The organism is Streptomyces sp. GL_148 (genome assembly GCF_057834205.1).
In genome coordinates this window covers 2,460,391-2,484,294 of record NZ_CM174396.1, presented here as the reverse complement: position 1 = coordinate 2,484,294, position 23,904 = coordinate 2,460,391, and the positions used below count along the sequence as shown (strand labels likewise).

Annotated in this window: 20 protein-coding genes; 6 read left to right on the top strand and 14 right to left on the bottom strand. The window is 72.9% G+C overall.

Annotation, left to right across the window (positions count from 1 at the left end):
- The first annotated feature begins 37 nt into the window (after positions 1-37).
- A complete protein-coding gene (locus AC3IYI_RS11330; protein WP_489410057.1) occupies positions 38-3,766 on the top strand; it encodes an AfsR/SARP family transcriptional regulator in 3,729 nt (1,242 codons plus the stop codon).
- 69 nt (positions 3,767-3,835) lie between these two features.
- On the opposite strand, the gene AC3IYI_RS11325 is transcribed toward AC3IYI_RS11330, so the two are convergent.
- The 3 genes from AC3IYI_RS11325 to panB all read right to left on the bottom strand — a co-directional run bounded on the left by AC3IYI_RS11325 (position 3,836) and on the right by panB (position 6,685).
- A complete protein-coding gene (locus AC3IYI_RS11325) occupies positions 3,836-4,687 on the bottom strand; it encodes an ABC transporter permease (protein WP_489410056.1) in 852 nt (283 codons plus the stop codon).
- Complete coding sequence (locus AC3IYI_RS11320; RefSeq protein WP_489410055.1) at positions 4,684-5,715, bottom strand: ATP-binding cassette domain-containing protein; 1,032 nt, start codon at positions 5,713-5,715, stop codon at positions 4,684-4,686. The genes AC3IYI_RS11325 and AC3IYI_RS11320 overlap by 4 nt, the downstream gene beginning before the upstream one ends.
- A 109-nt stretch (positions 5,716-5,824) precedes the next feature.
- A complete protein-coding gene (gene panB, locus AC3IYI_RS11315) occupies positions 5,825-6,685 on the bottom strand; it encodes a 3-methyl-2-oxobutanoate hydroxymethyltransferase (protein WP_489410054.1) in 861 nt (286 codons plus the stop codon).
- A 285-nt stretch (positions 6,686-6,970) separates the two neighbouring features.
- Between panB and AC3IYI_RS11310 the strand changes: the two genes are divergently transcribed.
- Positions 6,971-7,999 (top strand): endonuclease/exonuclease/phosphatase family protein, encoded by a 1,029-nt coding sequence (locus AC3IYI_RS11310; RefSeq protein ID WP_489410053.1) that lies wholly within the window; start codon positions 6,971-6,973, stop codon positions 7,997-7,999.
- Between the two features lie 65 nt (positions 8,000-8,064).
- Entirely contained in the window at positions 8,065-8,961 is an 897-nt protein-coding gene (locus AC3IYI_RS11305) for a hypothetical protein (RefSeq protein ID WP_489410052.1), read from the top strand.
- Between the two features lie 75 nt (positions 8,962-9,036).
- Here AC3IYI_RS11305 and AC3IYI_RS11300 read toward each other — a convergent pair whose 3' ends face one another.
- The 4 genes from AC3IYI_RS11300 to AC3IYI_RS11285 form a co-directional block, all read right to left on the bottom strand.
- Positions 9,037-10,791 (bottom strand): NAD+ synthase, encoded by a 1,755-nt coding sequence (locus tag AC3IYI_RS11300; protein ID WP_489410051.1) that lies wholly within the window; start codon positions 10,789-10,791, stop codon positions 9,037-9,039.
- Between the two features lie 70 nt (positions 10,792-10,861).
- Positions 10,862-12,163 (bottom strand): DUF4352 domain-containing protein, encoded by a 1,302-nt coding sequence (locus AC3IYI_RS11295; protein ID WP_489410050.1) that lies wholly within the window; start codon positions 12,161-12,163, stop codon positions 10,862-10,864.
- A 175-nt stretch (positions 12,164-12,338) separates the two neighbouring features.
- Positions 12,339-14,018 carry a multicopper oxidase family protein gene (locus AC3IYI_RS11290; protein WP_489410049.1) on the bottom strand — a complete coding sequence of 560 codons (1,680 nt, stop codon included), beginning with the start codon at positions 14,016-14,018 and terminating at the stop codon, positions 12,339-12,341.
- Between the two features lie 90 nt (positions 14,019-14,108).
- Positions 14,109-14,576, bottom strand: coding sequence for a DUF6153 family protein (locus AC3IYI_RS11285; RefSeq protein WP_489410048.1), 468 nt, complete (start codon positions 14,574-14,576; stop codon positions 14,109-14,111).
- A 216-nt stretch (positions 14,577-14,792) separates the two neighbouring features.
- Here AC3IYI_RS11285 and AC3IYI_RS11280 point away from each other — a divergent pair, with 216 nt between their 5' ends.
- Both AC3IYI_RS11280 and AC3IYI_RS11275 read left to right on the top strand, forming a co-directional pair.
- Positions 14,793-15,455, top strand: a complete 663-nt coding sequence (locus tag AC3IYI_RS11280; protein WP_489411504.1) for a DUF998 domain-containing protein — start codon at positions 14,793-14,795, stop codon at positions 15,453-15,455.
- 149 nt (positions 15,456-15,604) lie between these two features.
- A complete protein-coding gene (locus AC3IYI_RS11275) occupies positions 15,605-16,447 on the top strand; it encodes an alpha/beta fold hydrolase (protein WP_489411503.1) in 843 nt (280 codons plus the stop codon).
- On the opposite strand, the gene AC3IYI_RS11270 is transcribed toward AC3IYI_RS11275, so the two are convergent.
- From AC3IYI_RS11270 to AC3IYI_RS11255, 4 genes are all read right to left on the bottom strand, one after another.
- Positions 16,432-16,851: a CBS domain-containing protein gene (locus AC3IYI_RS11270; RefSeq protein WP_489410047.1), complete on the bottom strand. Its 420-nt coding sequence runs from the start codon at positions 16,849-16,851 to the stop codon at positions 16,432-16,434. The two genes, AC3IYI_RS11275 and AC3IYI_RS11270, sit on opposite strands and share 16 nt — an antisense overlap.
- Positions 16,852-17,229: 378 nt before the next feature.
- Entirely contained in the window at positions 17,230-17,895 is a 666-nt protein-coding gene (locus tag AC3IYI_RS11265; RefSeq protein ID WP_489410046.1) for a DUF305 domain-containing protein, read from the bottom strand.
- 26 nt (positions 17,896-17,921) lie between these two features.
- On the bottom strand, positions 17,922-18,575 hold the full coding sequence (locus AC3IYI_RS11260) for a thioredoxin-like domain-containing protein (protein ID WP_489410045.1): 654 nt from the start codon (positions 18,573-18,575) through the stop codon (positions 17,922-17,924).
- Between the two features lie 73 nt (positions 18,576-18,648).
- A complete protein-coding gene (locus tag AC3IYI_RS11255) occupies positions 18,649-19,062 on the bottom strand; it encodes a hypothetical protein (RefSeq protein ID WP_489410044.1) in 414 nt (137 codons plus the stop codon).
- A 172-nt stretch (positions 19,063-19,234) separates the two neighbouring features.
- Between AC3IYI_RS11255 and glnA the strand changes: the two genes are divergently transcribed.
- Positions 19,235-20,596, top strand: coding sequence for a type I glutamate--ammonia ligase (glnA, locus tag AC3IYI_RS11250; RefSeq protein WP_214952336.1), 1,362 nt, complete (start codon positions 19,235-19,237; stop codon positions 20,594-20,596).
- 81 nt (positions 20,597-20,677) lie between these two features.
- Here the strand turns inward: glnA and AC3IYI_RS11245 are convergent, their stop codons facing one another.
- The 3 genes from AC3IYI_RS11245 to AC3IYI_RS11235 all read right to left on the bottom strand — a co-directional run bounded on the left by AC3IYI_RS11245 (position 20,678) and on the right by AC3IYI_RS11235 (position 23,689).
- Positions 20,678-20,920, bottom strand: a complete 243-nt coding sequence (locus AC3IYI_RS11245; protein WP_489410043.1) for a TM2 domain-containing protein — start codon at positions 20,918-20,920, stop codon at positions 20,678-20,680.
- 127 nt (positions 20,921-21,047) lie between these two features.
- A complete protein-coding gene (locus tag AC3IYI_RS11240; protein WP_489410042.1) occupies positions 21,048-21,503 on the bottom strand; it encodes a DUF2752 domain-containing protein in 456 nt (151 codons plus the stop codon).
- A gap of 92 nt (positions 21,504-21,595) precedes the next feature.
- Positions 21,596-23,689, bottom strand: a complete 2,094-nt coding sequence (locus AC3IYI_RS11235; protein WP_489410041.1) for a PIG-L family deacetylase — start codon at positions 23,687-23,689, stop codon at positions 21,596-21,598.
- Between the last annotated feature and the right edge of the window lie 215 nt (positions 23,690-23,904).

Genomic DNA, 23,904 nt, shown 5'->3' with positions numbered 1-23,904 from the left:
GCGCCCGGGGGAGCTCCGGGCCGGAGACAATGGGCCGGTGCGTTACGCGATGCTCGGCACCACCCAGGCCATCCGCGACGACGGGAGCACCGTACCCGTCGGCGGAGCGCGGCTGCGCGCGCTCCTGACCGCGCTCGCGCTGCGGCCGGGGCGGGCGGTGCCGGTGGCCTCGCTCGTCGAAGAGGTGTGGGACGGCGACCCGCCCGCGGACGGCCCCGCGGCGCTCCAGGCGCTGGTGGGGCGGCTGCGGAGGGCGCTGGGGCGCGAGGCGGTGGGGTCCGGGGAAGGCGGCTACCGGCTCGTCGCCGCCCGGGACGACATCGACCTCTACCGCTTCGAGCGGCTCGCGCGGGCGGCGGCGCAGGCCTCCCCGGCGGAGGCGGCCGCCCTGTACGACGAGGCCCTCGCCCTGTGGCGGGGCGAGCCGCTGAGCTCCCTGCCGGGTTCCGGGCCGGAGGCCGCCCGTTGGGAGGCGCTACGGCTGGACGCGCGCCGGGGCCGCCTGCACGCGGCGCTGGCGCTGGGGGAGGCGGAGCGGGTCCTGCCGGAGCTGACCGCGCTGTGCGCGGGGCTGCCGCTGGACGAGTCCTTGCAGGCCCTGCGCATCCGCGCGCTGCGCGACGCGGGCCGCCCGGCGGAGGCGCTGGCCGCTTACGAGGAGGTCCGCCGCGACCTGGCCACCCGCCTGGGCACCACCCCGGGCCCCGCCCTCCGCGCCCTCCACAGGGTCCTGCTGACTCCGATTCCCCCCACACCCCGGGCGCCGGGCGGGCCGGGCCGGACCGGGCCGACGGCGGACCCCGGGCGCGGCGAAGCGGGGGTCGGCCCCGGGCACTCCGAGCCGGCTTCCGGGACCGGCCGGACCGGCGGCCCTACGCGGACCGGGCATCCCGGAACCGGTCCTGACGGCGTGCCCGGCCGCCCCGCCGAGCCGCACCTGTCCCTCTCGGTCCCGCCCGGTTCCGATGGGGCGGAGTCCGGTGACACCGCCGGACCTGACGAACGGGACTCCGGCCACAGCGCCGGACCTGACGGACCGGGCTCCGGCCACACCACCGGTCCGGGCGGGTCCGGTCCCGGCGGCCCCGGGAGCGGGGACCCGTACGGGGCCGGGGCGGGGTACGTGCCGCCCGGTCCGGGCACGGGCAACCTGCGGATGCGGCTGACCACCTTCGTCGGGCGGGAGGAGGACATCCGCGTCATCGGGGACGACCTCGCCCGGTCGCGGCTCGTCACCCTGCTCGGACCCGGCGGCGCCGGCAAGACCCGGCTGTCGCAGGAGGCCGCCGAGGCACACGCACGGGCCGGCCGCGGTGCTGCGGACGCACACCCCGCCACCCCGGGCACCGGCACCCCTCAGGGGAGGTTCGGCGTCGCGAGCGGCCCCGGCTCCGCCCCCGCCTGGGCCGACGGGGTGTGGTTCGTGGAGTTGGCTCCCGTGGACGATCCGGAGGATGTCGCCGAGGCCGTGCTCGCCGCGCTCGGGGCGCGGGAGACCAAGCTGCGCGGCGGCTCCGCCGAAGAGATGCGGGTACTGACCGAGCGCGGCGGGGACCACCCCCTCGACCGCCTCGCAGAGCATTGCGCGCGGCGCCGGATGCTGCTGATCCTCGACAACTGCGAGCACGTCGTCGACGCCGCCGCCCGCCTCGCCGAGGAAGTGCTCGCACGCTGCCCCGGCGTACAGATCCTGGCCACCAGCCGTGAACCCCTCGGCGTGCCCGGCGAGACGCTCCGCCCGGTGGAGACGCTGCCCGACCCCGTCGCGCTCCGGCTGCTCGGCGACCGCGGGGCCGCCGCCCGGGCGGGGTTCACCGTGGACGAGGACCCGGCCGCCGCTGTGGAGATCTGCCGCCGGCTCGACGGGATGCCGCTCGCCATCGAGCTGGCCGCCGCCCGGCTGCGGCTGCTCACACCCCGCCAGATCGCCGACCGGCTGGATGACCGGTTCAGGCTGCTGACCGGCGGCTCGCGCACGCACCTGCCCCGCCAGCAGACCCTGCGCGCGGTGGTCGACTGGTCCTGGGACCTCCTCGACGAGCCCGAACGGGCCGTCCTGCGACGGCTGTCGGTCTTCGCCGGCGGCTGCGACCTCGACGCCGCCGAGGCCGTCTGCGCGGACGGGGGATACCTCGATGGCGCGGACGTCGCCGACCTGCTCGGATCCCTCGTGGACAAGTCCCTCGTCGTCGCTGCCCCCGACGGCCCCGACGGCATGCGCTTCCGCCTCCTGGAGACCGTCGCCGAGTACGCGGCCGACCGCCTCGCCGAGGCCGGCGAGGACCGGGCGCAGACCGAGCGCCGCCACCTCACCCACTACCGCGAACTCGCCCGCACCACCGAGCCGCTGCTGCGCGGCCACGGCCAGCGCGCCGCCGCCGACCGGCTGGCCACCGAGTACGAGAACCTGCGCACCGCCCTGCGCCGCGCCGTCGCCGCCAAGGACGTGGGCGAGGTGCTCTGCCTCGTGCACTCCCTCGGCTGGTACTGGCACATGCACGATCTGCGCGCCGAGACCCGCCACTGGGCGAGTGCCGCCGCAGCCCTCGGCCCGGACCCCTTCGCCGCGCCCGTCGTCCCCGCCCCACCCGTCTACGAGCAGATCGTCGACACGCCCCCGCCCTACGAGGGCGAACTGCTCACCGAGGCCTGGCGCGGCATACAGCTGTTGTGTCTGGTCGCCCGCGACCAGATCAGCTCCACCTGGTCCACCCCCGAGGTCCGCGCCCAGGCCGAGGGCGTGGTCGCCGCCTACCGCCCGGGGCTGCCGCAGACCTGCCGGGCCCCTTCCGTCATGTGGATCTACGCCGTCATGATCTCCGGGGACGCCGAACTGCTCCACCGCGTCACCGAGGAGACCGTCGAGACGGCCCGCGCGCTCGGCTACCGCTGGGAGCTGGCCTCCGCCCTCCAGCTCCGGGCCAATGTCCTCGCCAACCGCGCCGACGGGGCCGGCAACGCGTCGCGCGACGCCGAGGAGAGCCTCGCCCTCTACGCGTCCCTCGGCGACGACTGGGGCTGCGCCGAAGCCCTCTCCGCCCGCGCCGAGGCCCGGGAGAAGCGCGGGGAGTACGCCCTGGCCGCCCAGGACTACCGCGCCGCGATCGAGTACGCCCGGCGGCTCGGGGCCAAAGCCCAGGTCATGGTGTTGCAGGTGCGGATGGCCGGGAACCTCACCGAGGACGGCCACCTGGAGGAGGCCGAGGAGCTCCTCACCGGCCTGCTCGCCGGCGCCATCCACCAGTTCGGCAACGAGGCCGTGCCCGCCGCCCAGATGTTCCTCGCCTCCATCTACGGCCGCACCGGCCGCCTCCCCGAGGCCCGCGCCCAGCTCCAGTCCCTGCGCGAGGAGTTCCCCGTCGGCGCGTTCGCCATGTTCGAAGGCTTCCTGCTCGGCATGCTGGCCTGGCTCGACAACGAGGAGGGCAAGTACGAGGACTCCCTCGTCCTGCTCCGCCAGGCGATGGAAGCCGTCCTCGACCCGCTCTCCATGATGTTCGTCCCCCACCTCCCGGCCGCGTACCTGATCACCGGGGCCCGCTCCCACGTCCAGCTCGGCGGCCGGGAACGGGAGTACGACGCCGCGCGGCTCATCGGCGCCTACCACGCGCTGCTGCCGCCCGCCCACTTTCCGGTCACCGTCGAGCGCGCGGACGCCGAGCTGGCCGAGCGCCTGGCCCGGGCCGCGCTCGGCGACGCCGCGTACGAGGCGGCGTACGCCGAAGGCGGCGGCCTCACCCTGGAGGAGGCCACCGCCCTCGTCTGACCCGGTGGTCGCCCGCATCGACGACGTGGGCCCGCCCGGGACGCGATCCGGAACGGACCGGTCCGCGGATCAGGTCTTCTGGCGGAACTTCCGCACGGCGAGCGGCATCGTCACCAGCGTGATGCCGACCGACCAGGCCAGCGTGATCCACACGGAGTTGCCGAGTGGGGTCCCGTTGATCAGGGACCGGGCCGCGTCGGCCAGGTTGGACAGCGGGTTGACGTCGGTGAAGCTCTGCAGCCAGCCGGGCATCGTCGTCGGCGGGGCGAAGATCGAGCTGCCGAACTGCAGCGGCATCAGGACCAGCATCGCCATGCCCTGGACGGCCTGGGGGGAATTCATGGTGAGACCCAGCAGGATGAAGATCCACATCAGCGAGGCGCCGAAGACCGCCGACAGCCCGATGGCGAGGAACAGGTCGAGCACCGAGGACTTGATCGACAGGCCGAGCAGGAAGCCCATGCCGAGCAGGATGGTGATGGCCACCATCATCCGGCCGAGCTCGACCACGATCTTGGCGATGAGCACCGAGGAACGGGCGATGGGCATGGACCGGAAGCGGTCCATCACGCCCTTCTTGAAGTCGTCGTTGACCCCGGTCCCCACACCCATGGCGATGTTCATGCCCATCATCGCCATCAGGCCCGGGACCACGTAGTTGACGTACTCGTCCTGGTTGCCCTTGCCGGAGATCGCGCCGCCGAAGACGAAGACGAACAGCAGCGTGAAGATGACCGGCATGAACAGGACGTCGAACATCGACTCCGGGTCCTGCTTGATCTGCAGGACGTTGCGCCGTGCCAGGGCGCCGATGTGGCGCAGGTTGCCCCGCAGGCCGATCCGGCCGTCGTCCGCGAGGACGGGCCCGCCGGCCGGGGCGGCCGCGGTGGGGCTGGGCTTCGTCGTGGTTACGGTGCTCATGCCGCGACCTCCTCGGTCTGCTGGTGGGGGATGGAGTCCTCGGGGGCGGGCTTCTGTCCGGTGATGGACAGGAACACCTCGTCCAGGCTGGGCAGGTAGGTGCTGATGTCGGAGATCGCGTACCCGCGGGCCGCCAGCAGGCCCACCACCGCGGTCAGCTGCTCGTCGGCCAGGATCGGCACCAGCAGGGCGCCCTCGTCCGGGACGGCCTGGGAACCGGCCACCCCGTCCAGACCGGCCTCGGCCAGGGAGCGGGCCATGCCCGGCAGGTCGGCCGGGTCGGTGGGACGGATCCGCAGGGTCCGGCCGCCGACGCGGGCCTTCAGCTCGTCGACCTTGCCGTTGGCGATGACCTTGCCCTTGTCGATGACCGTCAGCTCGTTGGCGAGCTGCTCGGCCTCCTCCATGTACTGGGTGGTGAGCAGGACGGTGGCCCCCTCGGCGACCATCCGCTGCACCTCGTCCCACACCTCGTTGCGGGTGCGGGGGTCCAGACCGGTGGTCGGCTCGTCCAGGTACAGCACGGCCGGGCTGCCGATCATCGAGGCGGCCAGGTCGAGCCGCCGCCGCATGCCGCCGGAGTAGGTCATCACGGCCTTCTTGGCGGCGTCCGTGAGGGAGAACCGCTCCAGCAGCTCGTCGGCGCGGCTCCGGGCGTCCTTGCGGGGCAGGTCCAGCAGCCGGCCGATCATGTAGAGGTTCTCCCAGCCGGAGAGCTTCTCGTCGACCGAGGCGTACTGGCCGGTCAGGCCTATGGTCCGGCGCAGCTGCCGCGGCTGGCGGACCACGTCGAAGCCGGCGACCCGGGCGGTGCCGGCGTCGGGGGTGATCAGGGTGGAGAGGATGCGGACCAGGGTGGTCTTGCCCGCGCCGTTGGGGCCGAGGACCCCCAGGACGGTTCCCTCGCGGACATCGAGGTCCACACCATCGAGGGCTTTGGTCTCGCCGTAGTGCTTGACCAGCCCCCGGACCTCTACGGCGTGCGAGCCGTTCAGGGGATTCTTGTCGTTTCGCGTCATGTCCACCATGGGACCAGAGGCCACTGACAAACCACCGACAAGCCGCCGACAAGCCGCCGACGGGCGACCGACAGCCCGCCCGCGGGATCCGCAGGCAGGCCGTCGGCCGGCCATCCGGCTAGTGGAAGGCGTGCGCTTCCTGCGGGAACGTTCCGCCGACCACGTCCTCGGCGAAGGCCTTCGCCGCGTCGCCCATGGTCGCGCGGAGGTTCGCGTACTGCTTGACGAACTTCGGCATCTTCCCGCCGGTCAGCCCCATCATGTCCGTCCACACCAGCACCTGCGCGTCGCACTCCGCGCCCGCGCCGATGCCGACCGTCGGAATGTGCAGCGACCGGGTGACCTCGGCGGCCAGCTCGGCCGGGACCAGCTCCAGCACCACCGCGAAGGCGCCCGCGTCCTGCGCCGCCTTCGCGTCGCGCAGCAGCTGGTGCGCGGCCTCGTCGCCGCGGCCCTGCACCCGGTAGCCCATGGCGTTCACGGACTGCGGGGTCAGGCCCAGGTGGGACATGACCGGGATGCCCGACTGCACGATCAGCTCGGTCTGGCGCAGCGAGCGCTCGCCGCCCTCCAGCTTCACCGCTCCGACCCCAGCCTCCTTGACGAGCCGGGTGGCGCTGCGCAGCGCCTGTACGGGGCCCTCCTGGTAGGAGCCGAAGGGGAGGTCCCCGATGATCAGGGCCCGGCTGGTGCCGCGCACGACGGCGGCCGACAGCATGGTCATCTCGTCCATCGTCACCGGGACGGTGGTCTCGTAGCCGAGGTGACAGTTGCCCATCGAGTCGCCGACGAGCATGACCGGGATGCCGGCCTCGTCGAACACGGACGCCGTCATGGAGTCGTAGGCGGTGAGCATGGGCCACTTCTCGCCGCGTTCCTTGGCGAGGGTGAGGTCGCGGACGGTGATGCGCCGGGTGCCCGAGCCTCCGTACAGGGTGGGGGAGGCGGCTTCGCGGGCAGGCGAAACGGCATGCGTCATTGCAACTGCTCCTTGATGTTCATCTCGAGGCGCCCTTACGGCGTCCCCGGACTCACCACCATGGTGGCACTCTCCGGGCCGTGGCGGGAAGTGGCACGAGGTCCGGTTCGTCACGGCGGCCGTGCCACGGGGCAATGTGCGCGTTTGGTGACAAGCGGAACCCCGACCGCTCGACCGTTCGTCCTCCCGGACGTACGGCCGAGACAATCGGCGCGGAACGCTCCGTGCATCGCCTAGGGTCAAGAGGCGGGGACGGAGCGCGAGCACGGCAGTGAGGGCAGTGGTATGGCACAGGCGTACATGACGGAGACGGGGAGCGACGGTTCGGAGCCCGAGCCCTCCCGAACGGGTCTCCGGCGCCGGCTGGCCGAGCTGCGCAGGGATCCGGGCATCTGGCGCCGCGGGATCCTGCTCGCCGCGCTCGCCGTGCTGATCTCGCTCGTCATGATCTTCCACGCCGAGCTGCCCAACGACATCGGCAACTTCGGCAGCCTCACCGAGACCTTCCTGCCCTGGCTGGGCCTGGCCGTCCCGGTGCTGTTCGCCGCCGCGCTGTTCCGCACGTCCGCGACCGCGCTGATCGCGATACTGCTGACCGCCGCGGTCTGGGTGAACCTCTTCGGCGGCCTGGTCACCGACAAGGCGCACACCGGTGGCAACCTCACGGTCGCCACCCACAACGTCGACGCCGACAACACCGACCCCGCCGGCACCGCCGCCTCGGTCGCCAAGGCCGGGGCCGACGTCCTGGCCCTGACCGAGCTCAAGGGCAGCGTGGTCCCCGTCTACGAGAAGGCCCTCGCGGGTACGTACAAGTACCACTCCGTCGAAGGCACCGTCGGGCTCTGGAGCAAGTACCCGCTGGTCTCCAGCAGGCCCGTCGACATCAAGATGGGCTGGACCCGGGCGATGCGCGCCACCGTCAAGACGCCCTACGGAGAGGTGGCCGCCTTCGTCGCCCACCTCCCGTCGGTCCGCGTGAAGCTCAACGCCGGATTCACCGCCAACCAGCGCGACAACAGCGCCGACGCCCTCGGCGCCGCGCTCGCCGCCGAACCGCTGCACCGGGTCATCCTGCTCGGCGACCTCAACGGAACCGTCAACGACCGGGCCCTGTCCGAGGTCACCTCGCAGCTGCGTTCCACCCAGGGCGCGTCCGGCGACGGCTTCGGCTTCAGCTGGCCCGCGCAGTTCCCGATGGCCCGCATCGACCAGATCCTGGTCCGCGGGGTCACCCCCGAGGCCTCCTGGACCCTGCCCCGCACGGGCAGCGACCACCTGCCCATCGCGGCCCGGGTCACCGTCAAGCCGTAAGGCAGCCCCTGCGATACTCCCCTGACGTTTTTCGAATCGGGGGCGGGATCATAGTGCTGACCTGGGTGGTTCGTTCGTTCACTGTGCTCTCCTGGCTGGCCTTCATGGCAGCCGGGCTCTGGGCGCTCGGGCTGCACCGCGGTGCGCTGCCGCCGTACACGGGCCTGCTGGTGCTCGGCTGGATCGGTGTGGCCGCCCTCTGGGGGCGGGCGCTGGCGGTGTGGGCGCTCCGGCGGGGGACGAGCCGGGCGGCCGAGGAGCCGGCGCCGGCCGAATTCGCGGACGCGGGCATGGTGTGGCTGCGCCAGTCGGCAGCGCTGCTCCTGCTGATCGTGGCCACGGCGGCGGTCACCGTGATCGGTTCGGCGAGCGGTGACGGCACGGTCCATGCCGTGAAGAAGGCAGGGCCGGAGGTCACCACCGGGACCGTGGTCGAGGTGACCGAGACGCGCGTCCGTTACGAGCGGAAGACGCCGAGGGGATTCAAGTCGACGCTGCTCCTCCAGACCCCGGACGGGACCATGATCACCGCCCGGGGGGTCGACACCGTCGCGGAACCGCACCCCGGCAAGACGTACGAGGTGCTCTGGGCGCCGTCGGCGCCGGAACTCGGCGGGTTCGCGGATCCCCAGTTCGGCGTGTCGAAGTACCTGGACGACCGCTTGGGGTGGACGGCCGCCTCGTGGGTGTGGCTGGGCGGGTCCGCCGTGTTCATCCTGGGCATCATGCTGCCGACCCTGTTCGTAACGGGCGCGCCCGTGTTGCACCAGCTGGCCTGGCGGCCGCTGTTCGTGTTCGTGCAGGCGGTGGTGGTGACGCTGATCTTCGTGGGCCTGCAACGGGTGTTGACCGGCGCATCGGACCTGAACCTGGCGTCCTCGCCGCTCGCGGGGCTGGCGTTGATGGCGACGGCCATGACCTCGATGTTGGCCGCCCGACGGCGGAGTCGCGCCGAGGGGTAGGCGGACGGCCGTACGAACACCGGCCCGGCCGTACGTACGGCCGGCCCCGGCGCCGCGTCACCGCGCGGGCGGGCGTTACGCCTGCTCGCGCCAGCCGTTCGTGATGGGCAGCCGGCGGTCCTTGCCGAAGCCCTTCGCGGAGATCTTCGTGCCCGGCGGGTACTGCCGGCGCTTGTACTCGGCGGTGTCCACCATGCGCAGGGTCTTCGCGACGAGCTCGCGGTCGTAGCCGGCCGCGACGACCGCCTCCAGGCCCTGGTCGCGGTCCACGTACAGCTCCAGGATCCCGTCGAGCACGGGGTAGTCCGGCAGCGAGTCCGTGTCCACCTGCCCCGGGCGCAGCTCGGCGCTCGGCGGCTTGACGATGGAGTTCTCCGGGATCGGCGGGCTCTCGCCGCGCTCGGCCGCCGCCCGGTTGCGGTATTCGGCGAGGCGGAAGACGTCCGTCTTGTACACGTCCTTGATGGGGCCGTACGCGCCCACGGAGTCCCCGTACAGGGTGGAGTAGCCGACGGCCAGCTCCGACTTGTTGCCCGGGGCCAGCACGATGTGGCCCTCCTGGTTGGAGAGCGCCATCAGCAGGGTGCCGCGCAGCCGGGACTGGAGGTTCTCCTCGGCGAGGCCGGTCAGGCCCAGCGCACCCATGCACGCGTCGAACATCGGCTCGATGGGCACGGTCCGGAAGTTCAGGCCGGTCCGCGCCGCCAGCTCGGCCGCGTCCCCCCTGGAGTGCTCCGAGGAGTACTTGGAGGGCATAGAGACGCCGTACACGTTCTGCGCGCCGATCGCGTCGCAGGCGATGGCGGCGACGAGCGCGGAGTCGATGCCGCCGGAGAGGCCGATCAGGACCGAGCGGAAGCCGTTCTTGCGTACGTACGCGCGCAGACCCACGACCAGCGCGTCGTAGATCTCCTCGTCGTCGTCCAGCCGGTCGGCGTAGCCGCCCGTCACGACCGGCTCGTACGGCTCCACCGGCTCCTCGGTGAGGATCACGCGGTCGATGCGCAGACCGTCGTCGACGGTGCCCTCGACCGGGGTGGCCGAGGCGGCCGGCAGGTCCAGGTCGACCAGGACGCAGCCCTCGGAGAACTGCGGGGCGCGGGCGATGACCTCGCCCGCGGAGTCGACGACGATCGAGTCCCCGTCGAAGACCAGCTCGTCCTGGCCGCCGATCATCGCCAGGTAGGCGAGGGTGCAGCCGGCTTCCTGGGCGCGTTTGCGCACCAGCTCCAGGCGGAGGTCGTCCTTGTTGCGCTCGTACGGGGAGGCGTTGATCGAGATCAGCAGCCCGGCCCCGGCGGAGCGGGTGGCGGGGACGCGCCCGCCCTCCTGCCAGAGGTCCTCGCAGATGGCCAGGGCCACGTCCACGCCCCGCACCCGGATCACCGGCTGGGTGTCGCCCGGCACGAAGTACCGGAACTCGTCGAAGACTCCGTAGTTGGGGAGGTGGTGCTTGCCGAAGCGCAGGACGACCTGCCCGCCGTACAGCACGGCGGCCGCGTTTTCCGGGGAGCCCGCCGGGCGGCCGAGGCGGGGCGCGGCCTTCTCCGTACGGTCGAGGTAGCCGACGACGACCGGGAGGTCCCCGAAGCCCTCGGCCGCCAGGCGCTGCGCGAGTTCCAGCAGTGCCCGGCGGGACGCTTCGACGAAGGAGCCGCGCAGGGCGAGGTCCTCGACGGGGTACCCGGTCAGCACCATTTCCGGAAACGCCACCAGGTGGGCGCCCTGTTCGGCGGAGTGCCGGGTCCAGTGGACGACCGAGTCGGCGTTGGCGGCGATGTTGCCGACCTGCGAGTCGATCTGATTCAGAGCGAGGCGTAGTTGAGGCACGCGGCCCAGTCTAATCGTCTTTCTGACGCGATGTCCTGGGAGTTGCCCGAGTCGCCGGAGTCGCGCCGGTTCAGCCGCCGATCGGGCCGCTCCAGATCGCCTCGTCGTACTCGACGCCGGGCGCGATCTCGAAACGCAGGCTCTTGGTGCCCTCGGGCACGATGAAGGCGAAGGTGCCGTTCATCGACTCGCCGGCCAGGACCGAGCCCGTGAACATCTTCGGCACGGAGCCGTCGAAGACCATCTCGGCCTCCGTGCCCTGGTCGTCGCGGGCGTGCGGCAGGGACAGGCTGACGTCGAGCGCGGACCCCGAGTTGTTGACGATCTTCACCTTCACCTTGACCACGTTGCCGTTGCGGGCCTCGTCCGGGATGGCCGTCGAGGACGGCTTGTACGGGACCGCGCTCTGCACGGTGACCTGGACCCCGTCCTCGTAGGTGTAGGGCTTGCCCCAGGCCAGGGCCGAGGTCCTGCCCGGGATGTCGGAGGGCGAGGGCTTGGGCGTCGGGGTCGCCGGGGCGCCGGGGGTGGACAGGTCGTCGCTGTCGTAGTTGTAGTCGTAGTCGCGCGAACGGTCGGAGACGTTCTCGTCGATCTTGTCGATGACGCTCGTGGTGATGAACCAGCCGCCGACGGAAGCGCCGAGCCCGAGGAGGCTGAGGGCGGTGCCGACCGCGGCCAGCGTGGCGCGGGGGGCGCCGCGGCGGGACTTGAGGACGGCGGCGATGCCGATGCCGATGCCGGTGAGGGCGAGGAGGGCGCCGGCCCAGAAGAAGAAGGGGACGAGGCCGACGAAGATGCCGAACAGGCCGAGGAGCAGGGCGGCGACCGCCAGGCCGTTTGAGGCCGCCGGGGGCGGCGGGAAGCCGGGCCCCTGCGGGCCGCCGGGGTAACCGCCGGCGTATCCGCCGGGGGGCGCGGCCCAGGGGTTGGCGGGTGCGGGGGCGCCCCATGCGGGCGCCGGGGGAGCGGTGGCGGCCACCGGGGCGGGGGTGACCGGAGCGAAGGAGCCGGTCGGGGCCGGGGCCGGGGCAGCGGGCTGCGCCGCGGGGGCGGCCTGCGGGGCCGCTGCCGGTACGGCTGCTCCGAAGCCCGCCGGGACCGCGTCGGCGGGCTCGGCCGGGGCGGCGTCCGCACGCGCGGCCGGGGCGGCTGCCAGGGGCGCGTCCGCGGGCTGCGCGGGGACCGGTGCCGGGGTGGATGCCGACGCCGTGTCCGCGGGCTCTGCCGGGGCCTCGGTCGGTGCCGGGGCCTTGTCGAGGGACAGGGGCTGGGCGGGCGCCGGTATGCGAGCCGCCTCGGGTACGGGGGTTCCCGCGGGCTCCGTCGGCGGGCCGGACGGGGTGCTGGGCGGGTTCGGCGGGGTGCTCATACCGGCGGGAATTCCTTCAGATCGCAATCGGCGCGTGACGATCACCAGCCTGTCATGGAAATCAGACTCCCCGCCGGGCATTTCGGCCCCCCTCGCGGGCCCCGCGGCAGCCCCCCCCGGGCCGGCGGCACGCGGAGGAAGGCGCGCCGCCGGCCCGGTCCGGGGCGGGATCCGGCTAGCGCCGGTAGCCGAGCACGGTCATCATCCCGGCCTCCGCGTGGAAGACGTTGTGGCAATGGACCATCCACAGACCGGGATTGTCGGCGTCGAAGTCCACCGTCAGCTTCCCGTTCGGCAACACCACCGCCGTGTCCTTGCGGGCCCCGCCCGGCCGGCCGCCGAGGGCGAAGGTGTGCCCGTGCAGGTGGAGCGGGTGCCACATCGTCGTGGAGTTGTCGAACTCCAGCCGGACCCGTTCCCCCGCCTTCACCGGGTGCCGCTGGTCCGGGGCGTACGGCTTGCCGTCGAAGGCCCAGTCGTACTTCGCCATCCCGCCGGTCAGCCTGATCCGCACCGTGCGGTCCGGTTCGCGCGAGGCCAGCGCCACCGGCTCGGCCGCCTGCAGGGCGTCCGCGGTCAGGGGCCGCCCGGTCAGCTCGGCGGGCCGGGTCGCGGCGGTCGGCGCCGCCCCCGTACCGGTGCGCAGCACCGCGAGCGCCGACGCCGAGTCCCCCTTGCCCTCGGCGAGCGCGGTCAGCGGGAACACCCCGTCGCCCGCCGTCACCAGGACGTCGTAGCGCTCGCCCATGCCCAGCAGCAGGGAGCGGGCGGTGGCGTGCTCGACGGGGAAGCCGTCGGTGTGGGTGACCGTGAGCTCGTGGCCGCCCAGGGCGATCCGGAAGGCGGTGTCCCCGCCCGCGTTGATGATCCGGAGCCGGATCCGGTCGCCGGGGCGGGCGGTGAAGACCGAAGGGTCCTCGGGGATGCGGCCGTTGACCAGGTAGTGCGGGTACGCGACATCGCCCGGGTCCTTGCCGAGGACCTCGCTGACACCGCCCATGAGGAGGCGGGACGGTCCGCCGCTCGTGGCGGGTGCGGGAGTGCCCACGGCTCCGGAACCAGAGCCAGAGCCAGAACCAGAGCCGTGGCCCGAATGGCCGCCGCCGCTCGAGCTCATGTCCATGCCCTTGCGGAGTTCGGCGAGCACGGCGTCGGGCGTGGAGCCGTCTACCCCGTCGAGCCAGTCGTCGAGTACGACCACCCACTCCTTGTCGTAGGAGAGGGGCTCCTTGGGGTCCTCGACGATCAGCGGGGCGTACAGGCCGCGGTCCTGCTGGACCCCGGAGTGCGGGTGGAACCAGTACGTCCCGGGGTGCGGGACGGCGAACTTGTACGTGAACGAGCCGCCCGGGGCGATGTCCCGCTGGGTCAGCCCCGGTACCCCGTCCATGTCGTTGCGCAGCGCCAGGCCGTGCCAGTGCAGGGAGGTGGCCTCGGGGAGGTTGTTGGCCAGGGTCAGGGCGAGGGTGCCGCCCGCGGTGACCCGTACCTCCTGGCCCGGGAGCTTGTCCCCGTACGCCCACGAGCGGACGGAGCGGCCGGCGCCGAGGTCGAGCGGGGTGGCGGTGGCCGTCAGCCGGACCTCGGTGAGCGGGCCGGTGGCCTTGCGGGCGGCCTCGGCGGCCTGCACCTCGGCGCCGGCCGGGTCCACGTAGCCGCCGGGGGCGGGGGAGGCGGCCCCCTTGCCCGTGGCGCCGGCGCCGTGGTCCATGCCGGCCATGCCGGAACCCGAGCAGGCGGCGAGCAACCCGGAGCCGGCGAGGGCGGCGCCGGCACCGAGAACGGCGCGGCGGGACGGCGAGGAGGGAGAGGGGGAGGGGGAAGGAGAGGGGGAGGGGGGAACGGAAGAGCGCATGGTGGAACACCTCGTGATGGTGTGAGGCAGGCAGGTGGGCACCGTCTGCCGCCGCCCCGAAGGCATGCGGGGGCGACGACGGAGCCCGGCCTATACGCGCAGCACCGTCAGCAGGGTGAGGAGTTCGCGGGGCGGCGGCGGGTCCGGACCGCCGGACCGGCCCGGCGCGCGTGCCGCGCCCCCGAGCGGCGCGGCACGGCGCGGGCCGGCCAGTCCGGCTCCGAGGACCAGCAGGGTGAGGGCGCCGAGCACGGCGAGACACACGGACATGGGGTCCATGCCGGTGTGCTGCGGGCGCGGGGCCTCGAAGGTGGCCACCGTGGTGGTGGTGACGGCGGTGGTGGTGGCGATCGCGGCGGCAGCGGCGTGCGCCTCCCCGGACGGCGGATGGCCGCCCCGGGGAACGAAACGGACCGACGGCACGTCCTCCATGGCGTGGGCCGGAGTCGGATGGCCCAGCGTGTGCATGCCCGCGATGCCCAGCAGCAGCGCGGCGAACAGCAGCAGCCGGGGCCACCGGACTGCTGGGCGCTGCGTGCGCGAGGCTGGGCGGGTCATGGGCGGAACCCTACCCGGGGTGGGTATCCGATCGGAGGACCGGGCCCGGCCGCGTTTAGGATTAGTCACACTATGTCCACAAAAGGCCTGCCGCTGAACCCCCGGAACCCCCTCACACACTTGAGACCCGTCGAGTCCCGGAGATCCTGGAATTCCGTGAACAGCCCCTCCACCGCGACGGGTCCCGCCGTCACGGCCGGGGCCGGGGCCCGCTTCGTGGCCCTCCTCATAGGGCTCGGCGCCGCCGCCTACACCGCGTGGGTCCTCGAAGTCGTCCTCTCCACGGGGCTGAACCCCATCGAGACGTACGTCAGCGAGCTCGCGGCCCAGGACCAGCCGCTCGGCGGCCTGTTCCGGGCCACCGACTTCACCGCCGGCCTCCTCGTCTTCTTCGGCGGCGTCCTGGCCCTGGTCCGGCTCGCCAGACACGTCGAACCCCGCCGCCTCCGGTCCGTCGCCGGCTGGTCCGGGATCACCCTCTTCGGCGCCTCCACCGCGGCGGACGCCTGGCTGCCGCTGAGCTGCACGCCGACCGTGGACCCCGAATGCGCGGCGCGGGAGACCGCCGGGCTGGTCCCCGCCACCCATCAGGCCCACGCCGTCAGCAGCAGTCTGGCGATGACGGGAGCGCTCGTCGGGATCGTGGCCCTCACACTGGCCGCCCGCCGCTACGGCCGTCTCGCCCCCCTCGCGCGGTACGGGCCCGTGCTCGTCGTACTCGAACTGCTCGCCACCGCCTGGACCCTGGTCTCCATCGCCCTGTTCACCGCCGGGCACGGCACCTGGGCGCTCGGCGCCGGGCAACGGCTCCAGGTGCTGTTCGTGGCGGTCTGGCTGGGCCTGCTCGCGTACTCCGTCCACCGGGAACGCCGCACGTGAGCGGATCCGGGGGCGGATCCGAGACCGGGGCCGGATCGGGGACCGAGGCCGGGACCGAGGCCGGGACCGCGGCCGCACCCGGGACCGAGGCCGGGACCGCGGCCGCACCCGGGAGGTTCGTACGCCTCCGGGCCTCCGATGGAGTACCGCTGCACGTCCTCGTGGAGGGTTCCGGCCCTCCGGTCGTCCTCAGCGCCGGGCTCGCCATGGCCTGGTTCGACTGGGACGCCGTCGCGGAGCTGCTCGTCGCCGCCGGCCGTACCGTCGTCCGCTTCGACCGTCCCGGGCACGGGCTGAGCGCCCCCGCCGTGCGCCCGCCGAGCGCGGCCGGGGAGGCGCACCGGATCGCCGGGCTGCTGGACGCGCTGGGGCTGGGCGCCGAGCGCGTCACCGTGGCCGGGCACTCCGTCGCCGGGTTCCACGCCGAGGCCTTCGCCCGGCTGTACCCCGGGCGCACCGCGGCCCTGGTGCTGGTCGACGGCAGCGTGGAGGAGCGGCCGCCCCGTACGGTCCTGCCCGCCGGGCTGCGCACCGGCGCCGCCCGGGTGCTCGGCCGGGCCGTGACCGCCGCCGGGCTGCCGGCCGCGCTGGGCCCCCGGGCCCGGCGGACCGCCGTACGGGCGGCATCCCGTGCGGGTGGTCGGGACCCGGCCGCGCGGGACCTCGTACGCCGCTGCTACCGGACCGGCCGGGTCTGGCGCGGAGCCCTGCTGGAGAACTCCCGCTACCCCGACACGGCCGCCGAGGTGCTGGCGCTGCGCGCGGAGCTGCCGCTGGCCGTGCCCGCCACCGTCCTGGCCGCCCACGACCCCGGCGCACGCCGCCCGGACCTGGGCTGGCTGGGCCGTCAGGCGGCGCTGGCCGAGGCGCTGGGCGCGCGGTTCGTGGTCGCGGAGCCGGCCGGGCACCTGGTCATGCTGGACCGCCCGCACCAAGTGGCGCGGGCGGTCCTTGGTGCAGCCGAATCCCCCAGAGGTCAGGCCTTCGCGTAGACGCTGGAGGTGAAGGCCGCCATCTGCTTGTCCGTGAGGTGCTGGGCCAGGTCGGCCTCGCTGATCATGCCGACGAGCCTCTTGCCCCTGATCACGGGGAGACGGCGGATCTGGTGGCTCTGCATCTCCTCCAGCACCTCGGAGACGTCGGCGCTCGCGTCGATCCAGCGCGGGGTGCCCTGGGCCATGTCGCCGGCGGTGACCTTCGCCGGATTGTGCCCCTTGGCCACACAGCCCACCACGATGTCGCGATCGGTCAGGATGCCGCAGAGCCGTTCGGTCTTGTCGCTGATGGGCAGGGCGCCCACGTTGAGCCGGGCCATCAGCTGAGCGGCCCGGTCCAGGGTTTCGGTGGCGGGGATCCACTGAGCCCCGGGGTGCATGATGTCTCCGGCGGTGGTCATCGCGTAAACCTCCTGAGCACGCCGTAGCGGCCTGGCGCGGGTGCGCCCGCCTCGGCGTCCTCATCCTCATTCGGCCGTTCGGCCCCCGCGACCCGGCAGGGGCCGGAGGGGGCCGTACGGGTGACCCCGCGCGGGCGCGGCCGTTCGGCGCGGGGGCCCTGTGGGGCTGTCCCCCACCCGCCCTTCCACCGTTCCCCGGGGCTGCGCCCCGGACCCCCTGGGGCTCCGCCCCAGACCCCGCGCCTCAAACGCCGGCGAGGCTGGATTTCGCTCGGCGGGGCTGGATTGCCCGTAGGGCAATTTCAGCCCCGCCGGCGTTTGAGGCGCGGGGGTCCGGGGGCGGAGCCCCAGGCGACGGCGCCGCACGCGGACAACGGGTTACCCTGCGGCCCGCTGCTTGAGCATGTCGGCCATCAGCTGGAGCTCCGACTGCTGGGCTTCCACCATGCCCTGGGCCAGCGCCCGCTCGGCCGGGTTCGCGCACTGGGTGGCGCACCCCTGGGCCATCCCGACGCCGCCCTTGTGGTGGTCGGTCATCAGCCGCAGGTACAGCACCTCGGCGTCCCGGCCCTCGGCGGAGCCGAGCCGCACCAGCTCCTCCTTGGTGGCCATGCCGGGCATCAGCGCGCCGGGCTTGGTGACGACCCCGCCCATGTCGTGGCCCCCGGCGCCGTGCCCGCCGCCGCCACCGCTCCCCATCCAGGACATCGGCGGTTCGTCCGCCACCGTCTTGGGCAGGCCCCACATGTCCAGCCAGCCCAGCAGCATGCCGCGCTGATTGGCCTGGGTGTTGGCGATGTCGTAGGCGAGGCTGCGTACCGCCTCGTCCTTCGTGCGGTCGCGCACGATGAAGGACATCTCCACCGCCTGCTGGTGGTGCACCGCCATGTCCCGGGCGAAGCCCGCGTCCGCGGAGTAGATCCCCGGCGTACGGGAGGACGCGGGAGCGGAATCGGCTCCCCCCGCGGTGGCGACCGTCGCCCCCACCGCGAAGAGCAGCGCGAGGCCGACGGCCGAACCCGCGACCCAGTACGTACGGGTCACGGAGCCCCTGCCGGTCGTACGGGGGGTCACTTCTCGGCCAGCCCGTTCGTGCAGGCCGCGCCCGGCTCGGGGGTCTGCGGGCCCTGCACGTACTTGGTGAAGAACTGCGCCACCCGGGCGTCGTCCGCCTTGTCCACGGTCAGCTGCTTGCCCCACGCGCTGAGCATGATCGCGCCGGACTGCTCCTTGACGGGGCTCATCAGCGTGAACGGGGTCTTGGCCACCGTGGCGGCGAGCTTCTCCACGTCGGCCGGGGCGGCCTTCTCGTTGTACGTCACCCACACGGCGCCGTGCTCGATCGAGTGGACGGCGTTCACCTCGGGGATCGGGTTCTTGTAGACGTCGCCGTTGCAGTTCATCCACCGGGGGTGGTGGTCCCCGCCGACCGGCGGGTTCATCTCGTACTTCACCGGGGTCTCGACGTGCTTGCGGCCGAGGTTCTTGGCGTCCCAGGTCTGCTCGCCGGCGACCGGCGCCTTGGCGGCGGCCTCCTTGGCTTCCTTCTTGTTCTGCTGGTCGATCATCACCCACGCGCCGAAGCCGATGAGCGCGGTGACGATGGCGGCCGACGTGGTGATCGCGATGGCCTTGTTGCGCCGGTCGCGCGACTTGTCCGCGCGGCGCATCTCGGCTATCCGCGCCTGGCGGGAGTTGTTGGTTTCGGAGTTCCTGCTGGCCATGGCCCTGAATCCTTCTTGCTGAGGGGGGTGGGGTGGAGAACGCGCTGCCTGAGCGCCGCCGGACCGGGACCGGTCAGGTCCGCAGCACTCGGAGGGCGTACAGGTCGGGGCCGCGTGCGAGCGCCGAAGGCGGCCGGATCCCCGCCGCGGGCGCGGGGCGCACGGCGGGTGCGGGCGTCCCGCCGGCCACCAGGGCCGCGGGCGGCGCCTGGGGCAGGAGTCCGGGGAGAACGTGCGAGAGCGGGGAGCAGCCGGGCCGGTCGTACGGCGCCACGCAGGCGACGTGCTGCGCGCCGGGCGCGTGGGCGGTGTGTCCGGCCCGCGCGACCGTCCCCGAAGCGGGCGGCTGCCCGGTCCCGGTCCCGGCCCCGGCCGTCCGGCACAGGAACGCCGCGCCGGCCAGCACCCCGAAGGCCATCAGGAGGACGGCATGGCGGAGCAGCGGACGTCTCCGACGTCCCTGCTCGTCCTGCGCATGGCCCCCCATGGGCGCCGATGGTAATGCTCATGACCGGCCCAAGGTCAGTCCGGGGGTGTCACCGGCTTTCCGGGGTGCGTAATCTGGCGGAAACCACCGCTGGCGATACTGGGCCGGCCCGACTGTGCCCCTGCCCTCGCGGCAGTGGTGCACAGGCCGCCTGAACTGCGAGGATGAAGCCATGGACAAGCAGCAGGAATTCGTCCTCCGGACGCTCGAGGAGCGCGACATCCGCTTCGTGCGCCTGTGGTTCACCGACGTACTGGGCTTCCTGAAGTCCGTAGCGGTCGCGCCGGCGGAGCTGGAACAGGCCTTTGACGAGGGCATCGGATTCGACGGCTCGGCGATCGAGGGGTTCGCACGGGTCTACGAGTCCGACATGATCGCCAAGCCGGACCCGAGCACCTTCCAGATACTGCCGTGGCGCGCGGAGGCCCCCGGCACGGCGCGGATGTTCTGCGACATCCTGATGCCGGACGGCTCGCCCTCCTACGCGGACCCGCGGTACGTCCTCAAGCGCATCCTGAACAAGACCTCCGACCTGGGCTTCACCTTCTACACCCACCCGGAGATCGAGTTCTTCCTGCTGAAGGACAAGCCGCTGGACGGCACCCGGCCCACCCCGGCCGACAACTCGGGCTATTTCGACCACACCCCGCAGAACGTCGGCATGGACTTCCGCCGCCAGGCGATCACGATGCTCGAATCCATGGGCATCTCGGTCGAGTTCAGCCACCACGAGGGCGCCCCCGGCCAGCAGGAGATCGACCTGCGCTACGCCGACGCCCTCTCGACGGCCGACAACATCATGACCTTCCGCCTGGTCATGAAGCAGGTCGCCCTGGAACAGGGCGTCCAGGCCACCTTCATGCCGAAGCCGTTCTCGGAGTACCCCGGTTCGGGCATGCACACCCACCTGTCCCTCTTCGAGGGCGACCGCAACGCCTTCTACGAGTCGGGCGCCGAGTACCAGCTCTCCAAGGTCGGCCGCTCCTTCATCGCGGGCCTGCTCAAGCACGCGGCGGAAACGGCCGCCGTGACCAACCAGTGGGTCAACTCCTACAAGCGCATCTGGGGCGGCTCCTCCCGCACCGCCGGCTCCGGCGGCGAGGCCCCCTCGTACATCTGCTGGGGCCACAACAACCGCTCGGCCCTGATCCGCGTCCCTATGTACAAGCCGGGCAAGACGGGCTCCTCGCGCGTGGAGGTCCGCTCGATCGACTCGGGCGCCAACCCCTACCTCACGTACGCCGTCCTGCTGGCGGCGGGCCTCAAGGGCATCGAGGAGGGCTACGAGCTCCCGGCCGGCGCCGACGACGACGTCTGGGCCCTCTCCGACGCGGAACGCCGCGCGATGGGCATCGAACCCCTCCCACAGAACCTCGGCGAGGCCATCTCCCTGATGGAGCGCAGCGAACTGGTCGCCGAAACCCTCGGTGAGCACGTCTTCGACTTCTTCCTCCGCAACAAGAAGCAGGAGTGGGAGGAGTACCGCAGCGAGGTCACGGCCTTCGAGCTGCGCAAGATGATGCCGGTCCTGTAGGGCCAGGTCGGCAGCGCGCATACGGGAACGGCCGGCCCCCTCAGTCATGAGGGGGCCGGCCGTACGGCGTTACTGGGCACGTCAGGCGCGCAGCACGCGGCCCGCCTTGTCGGTGCGGTCGTCCTTGACGAGGAACAGGATGCCGTCGATCAGGGCCCAGAAGCCGAGGCCGCCGCAGGTGAGCAGCTGGGCGATGGCCATGCCGGTGTGGCCGGTGTAGAAACGGCCGATGCCGAGACCGCCGAGGAAGATCTGCAGCAGACCGGCAACCAGCTTGGACTTGTCGGAGTACTGCTGACCGTTCGGGGCGATGTTCTGAGACATGCAAAAGCTCCTAGTGAAACTGCTGTTCAGTGGGGACGTGTGCTACGACCGTGGGTCGTAGCGGAACTACTGACCTGCGACGGTTGTGCATGGTTGCCCTGCGGCCGGCAACGTGATCAACTCGTGATCACGTGACCGCATTTCGAACCACTGCCCAGGTCAGGGCAACCCCAACGATCGCAGCCTGTCCCCGGATCCCGATCACCGGGTGGTACTTCCGCCCGCGGAGGCCTTCGGCGACCCAGCGGGCATAGAGGAAGAGGGCGAGCGGCAGCCCCAGCAGGAACAGCACCGCGTTGTCGTGGAAGGCCGCGACGAAGTCGCCGTGCAGGATGTCGAAACACATCCGGGTGGCGCCGCAGGCCGGACAGAGCACGCCCGTCAGCCAGTTGACGGGGCAGCGGGGAAGCCAGTGGCCGGGCTCATGCGGATTGGTGCCCCAGAGGTACGCGGCTCCCGCGCCCAGCACCGCGAGCGAAGCGAGCGGGGCCGCCGCCGGACGACGGAGCAGGGACGTGTGCGGCTGTGGCCCGCCGCGGGAACTCCGGTCCCGTCCGCAGGCGTCCGGCAGGTCGGCCGACATGGGTGCTTCCTCCTTGATGTACCCGCACGTGGTCGTGTGCGGGCAACCGGAGGTCATCTTCGCACCGGGGCCCCGCGCCGCCCGCGGGCGGGCTACGCCGGCGGGACCGCCCGGTGCCAGGTGGCGCGGGTGGAGGTGGGGAGGGAGGTGGCGACGTGGAGTTCGGCGTCCAGGCCCAGCACGACCGCCGTCACGGCGCCGCCTGATTCCTGGATGGCTGCGGGGGCGCCCGCGTAGAGGATCCGGGACTCCGTCCACGCCGGCGGGCCGCCGAGGCCCGTGGCGGCGACCGTGCCCGAGTCGGCGCGGCCCGCTATGAGGCGGCCCGCCACGCCCACCGCGCCGTAGCCCGACCGGCCGCCGGCCTCCGTGACGCTGGAGACCACCGGCAGCGCGCCGCCGGCCGAGGCCGTGACCACGGCGGTGCGGACGACTCCCGAATCGGGGCGCCGGAAGTAGAGGCGGACGCCCGCCCCCTCCGGGGCGGCGGTGAGGGGGACGGTGGTGGCCGGGAGCCCGGTCGGGAAGGGGCCGGCCAGCGGGGCGCCCGGGGCGGGCTGGATCCAGACCACCACCGACTTGGTGGTGGCGGCGTAGACGTGGCGCCGCCCGGCGGAGTCGGTGACCGCCACCGGGTCGGACTGGAGGTCGGTGCCCCCCAGGTGCTGCCAGCCGCCGAAGGCCCCCGAGGGCGCCTGGGTACGGGCGAGCAGCGCGCGCCGGGAGTCGCGGACGTACACCGTGAGGCGCCCGTCCGGATCGCAGACGGCCGTGGGCGCGCTGATCCGGGAGGTGCCGGGCTCGTCCCCGGTCTCCGGGGTGCCGAGCGCGACCCACGCCCCGAACGGACCGCCGGCCACGGACTGGGCGGCGTAGACGATCTCGCGCCGGTAATCCCCCGGCCGGTCGCCGAAGACGGTACGGGTGGCGAGGACGGCGACGCGCCCGTCGGGGAGGCGGGCGGTGGTCGCGCCCGAGTCGATGCCGGTGCCCGGCAGCAGGACCGGCCCCTGCCAGGCGGCGCCGGCGCCGGTGCCGGCCCCGCGGCTCCAGACGGCCATCTGGCCGTCGAGGACGGCGAAGGCGTACAGCCGGCCGGTCGTGCCCTGCACCAGCCAGGTGGAGTGGTCGCCGCGTGCGTAGCGCAGGGAGTGGGCCCAGTTGCTGGTGGCCGGGCTTCCCCCCACCTTGCGGTCGCCGCAGCCGGAGGGCGAGCCGCAGTAGTCCCGCTTGTCGTGCCAGCCGTACGTCTTCAGGTAGCCGATCTTCGTCTGGACCGTCTGGGGGTCCAGGGTGTGCGGCAGCGCGCTGTTGAGGTAGCCCAGGTAGTTCTGGACAGTGAAGCGCGGCCGCTGTCCGACCGGGACCCGCGCGGCGTACGCAGCGGCCCCGGCCTGCGCGAACCGCGCCGCGTACATGTGGTCCTGATGGTCGGTGAGGCTGCCGGAGCCGGGGTACCGGCCCGGCGTCGGGTCCTGCATCCGTATCGTCGTCGGCTTGTACCGCTCCAGGACCCCCGATATCGCCGCTATCACCTGGTCCTTGGTGAAGGTGGGCTGCTGTCTGACCGGAGTGCCTGCGGTGAGCTGCGGGGCGAGTGCCGGTATCCGGCCGTTCCACAGGCCGCGCAGGCTGTGCGGGCTGTCGGAGCGGGCGGAACGGGCCTCGCGCATCTGCAGCCAGACCAGGTTGATCTGGGGCTTCGCTATCAGGACGTTGAGCTCGGCGTGGCCGCCGCCCACGGTGGGTATGGCCGTACGACGCCACGGGCTGGTGCGGTCACCGGTGGCCATCTGCGCGTAGGCGGCGCGTATGCCGTTCTGGCGGGCTTCCGCGTAATGGCCCCGGTCGATGGGCTGCTCGGGGTCCTTGGCCTCGGGGCCGTTGGCCTGGTTGCGGCCGTCGGCCTCGCCCGAGGTGAGGTACAGGGTGGTGAGCGGGGTGCCGGACGCGAGGGAGCGGCTGAGGTCCGGGTTCATGAAGAACAGGTCGTCGTCCGGGTGGGCGACGATCTGCACGACCGAACCGGCGGCGGCGCTCACGGGGGGAACGGCCGGGGAGTCGGTTCCCGGGACGGCCTCGGCCGCGGTCTGCTGGCCGGAGGCAACGGCGAGCGCACCGGTGACCCCGATGGTCAGCATCGGGACCACGGTCGCGAGGAGGAATCGTCGGCGGGATACGGGCATCGGCTACGCCTTGAGGTCGTTCCGGCAGGAAAGGCCGCGTGAAAATGTCGGTCAGTCAGTGAGAGTCCGATCCGGGCGCGTTGGTTCACCCGATGCGCCGATGACTTCCCGATTTGGTGAAATGGCCGCCCGGGACGCCGTCTTGTGGGCGTTTCGCACGTGTCCCCGGTCACGCCGCGCGGCCTCCGGGCCCCTCCCGGCCGGTCGGCGCGGCG

What these genes read in the sequence shown, in the direction of transcription:
- AC3IYI_RS11325 (WP_489410056.1), bottom strand. Translation starts at nt 4,687, where the DNA reads ATGAGCACCGTAACCACGACGAAGCCCAGCCCCACCGCGGCCGCCCCG.
- AC3IYI_RS11245 (WP_489410043.1), bottom strand. Translation starts at nt 20,920, where the DNA reads ATGTCTCAGAACATCGCCCCGAACGGTCAGCAGTACTCCGACAAGTCC.
- AC3IYI_RS11320 (WP_489410055.1), bottom strand. Translation starts at nt 5,715, where the DNA reads ATGGTGGACATGACGCGAAACGACAAGAATCCCCTGAACGGCTCGCAC.
- AC3IYI_RS11260 (WP_489410045.1), bottom strand. Translation starts at nt 18,575, where the DNA reads ATGGCCAGCAGGAACTCCGAAACCAACAACTCCCGCCAGGCGCGGATA.
- AC3IYI_RS11285 (WP_489410048.1), bottom strand. Translation starts at nt 14,576, where the DNA reads ATGACCCGCCCAGCCTCGCGCACGCAGCGCCCAGCAGTCCGGTGGCCC.
- glnA (WP_214952336.1), top strand. Translation starts at nt 19,235, where the DNA reads ATGGACAAGCAGCAGGAATTCGTCCTCCGGACGCTCGAGGAGCGCGAC.
- panB (WP_489410054.1), bottom strand. Translation starts at nt 6,685, where the DNA reads ATGACGCATGCCGTTTCGCCTGCCCGCGAAGCCGCCTCCCCCACCCTG.
- AC3IYI_RS11255 (WP_489410044.1), bottom strand. Translation starts at nt 19,062, where the DNA reads ATGGGGGGCCATGCGCAGGACGAGCAGGGACGTCGGAGACGTCCGCTG.
- AC3IYI_RS11295 (WP_489410050.1), bottom strand. Translation starts at nt 12,163, where the DNA reads ATGAGCACCCCGCCGAACCCGCCCAGCACCCCGTCCGGCCCGCCGACG.
- AC3IYI_RS11240 (WP_489410042.1), bottom strand. Translation starts at nt 21,503, where the DNA reads ATGTCGGCCGACCTGCCGGACGCCTGCGGACGGGACCGGAGTTCCCGC.
- AC3IYI_RS11290 (WP_489410049.1), bottom strand. Translation starts at nt 14,018, where the DNA reads ATGCGCTCTTCCGTTCCCCCCTCCCCCTCTCCTTCCCCCTCCCCCTCT.
- AC3IYI_RS11235 (WP_489410041.1), bottom strand. Translation starts at nt 23,689, where the DNA reads ATGCCCGTATCCCGCCGACGATTCCTCCTCGCGACCGTGGTCCCGATG.
- AC3IYI_RS11310 (WP_489410053.1), top strand. Translation starts at nt 6,971, where the DNA reads ATGGCACAGGCGTACATGACGGAGACGGGGAGCGACGGTTCGGAGCCC.
- AC3IYI_RS11270 (WP_489410047.1), bottom strand. Translation starts at nt 16,851, where the DNA reads ATGACCACCGCCGGAGACATCATGCACCCCGGGGCTCAGTGGATCCCC.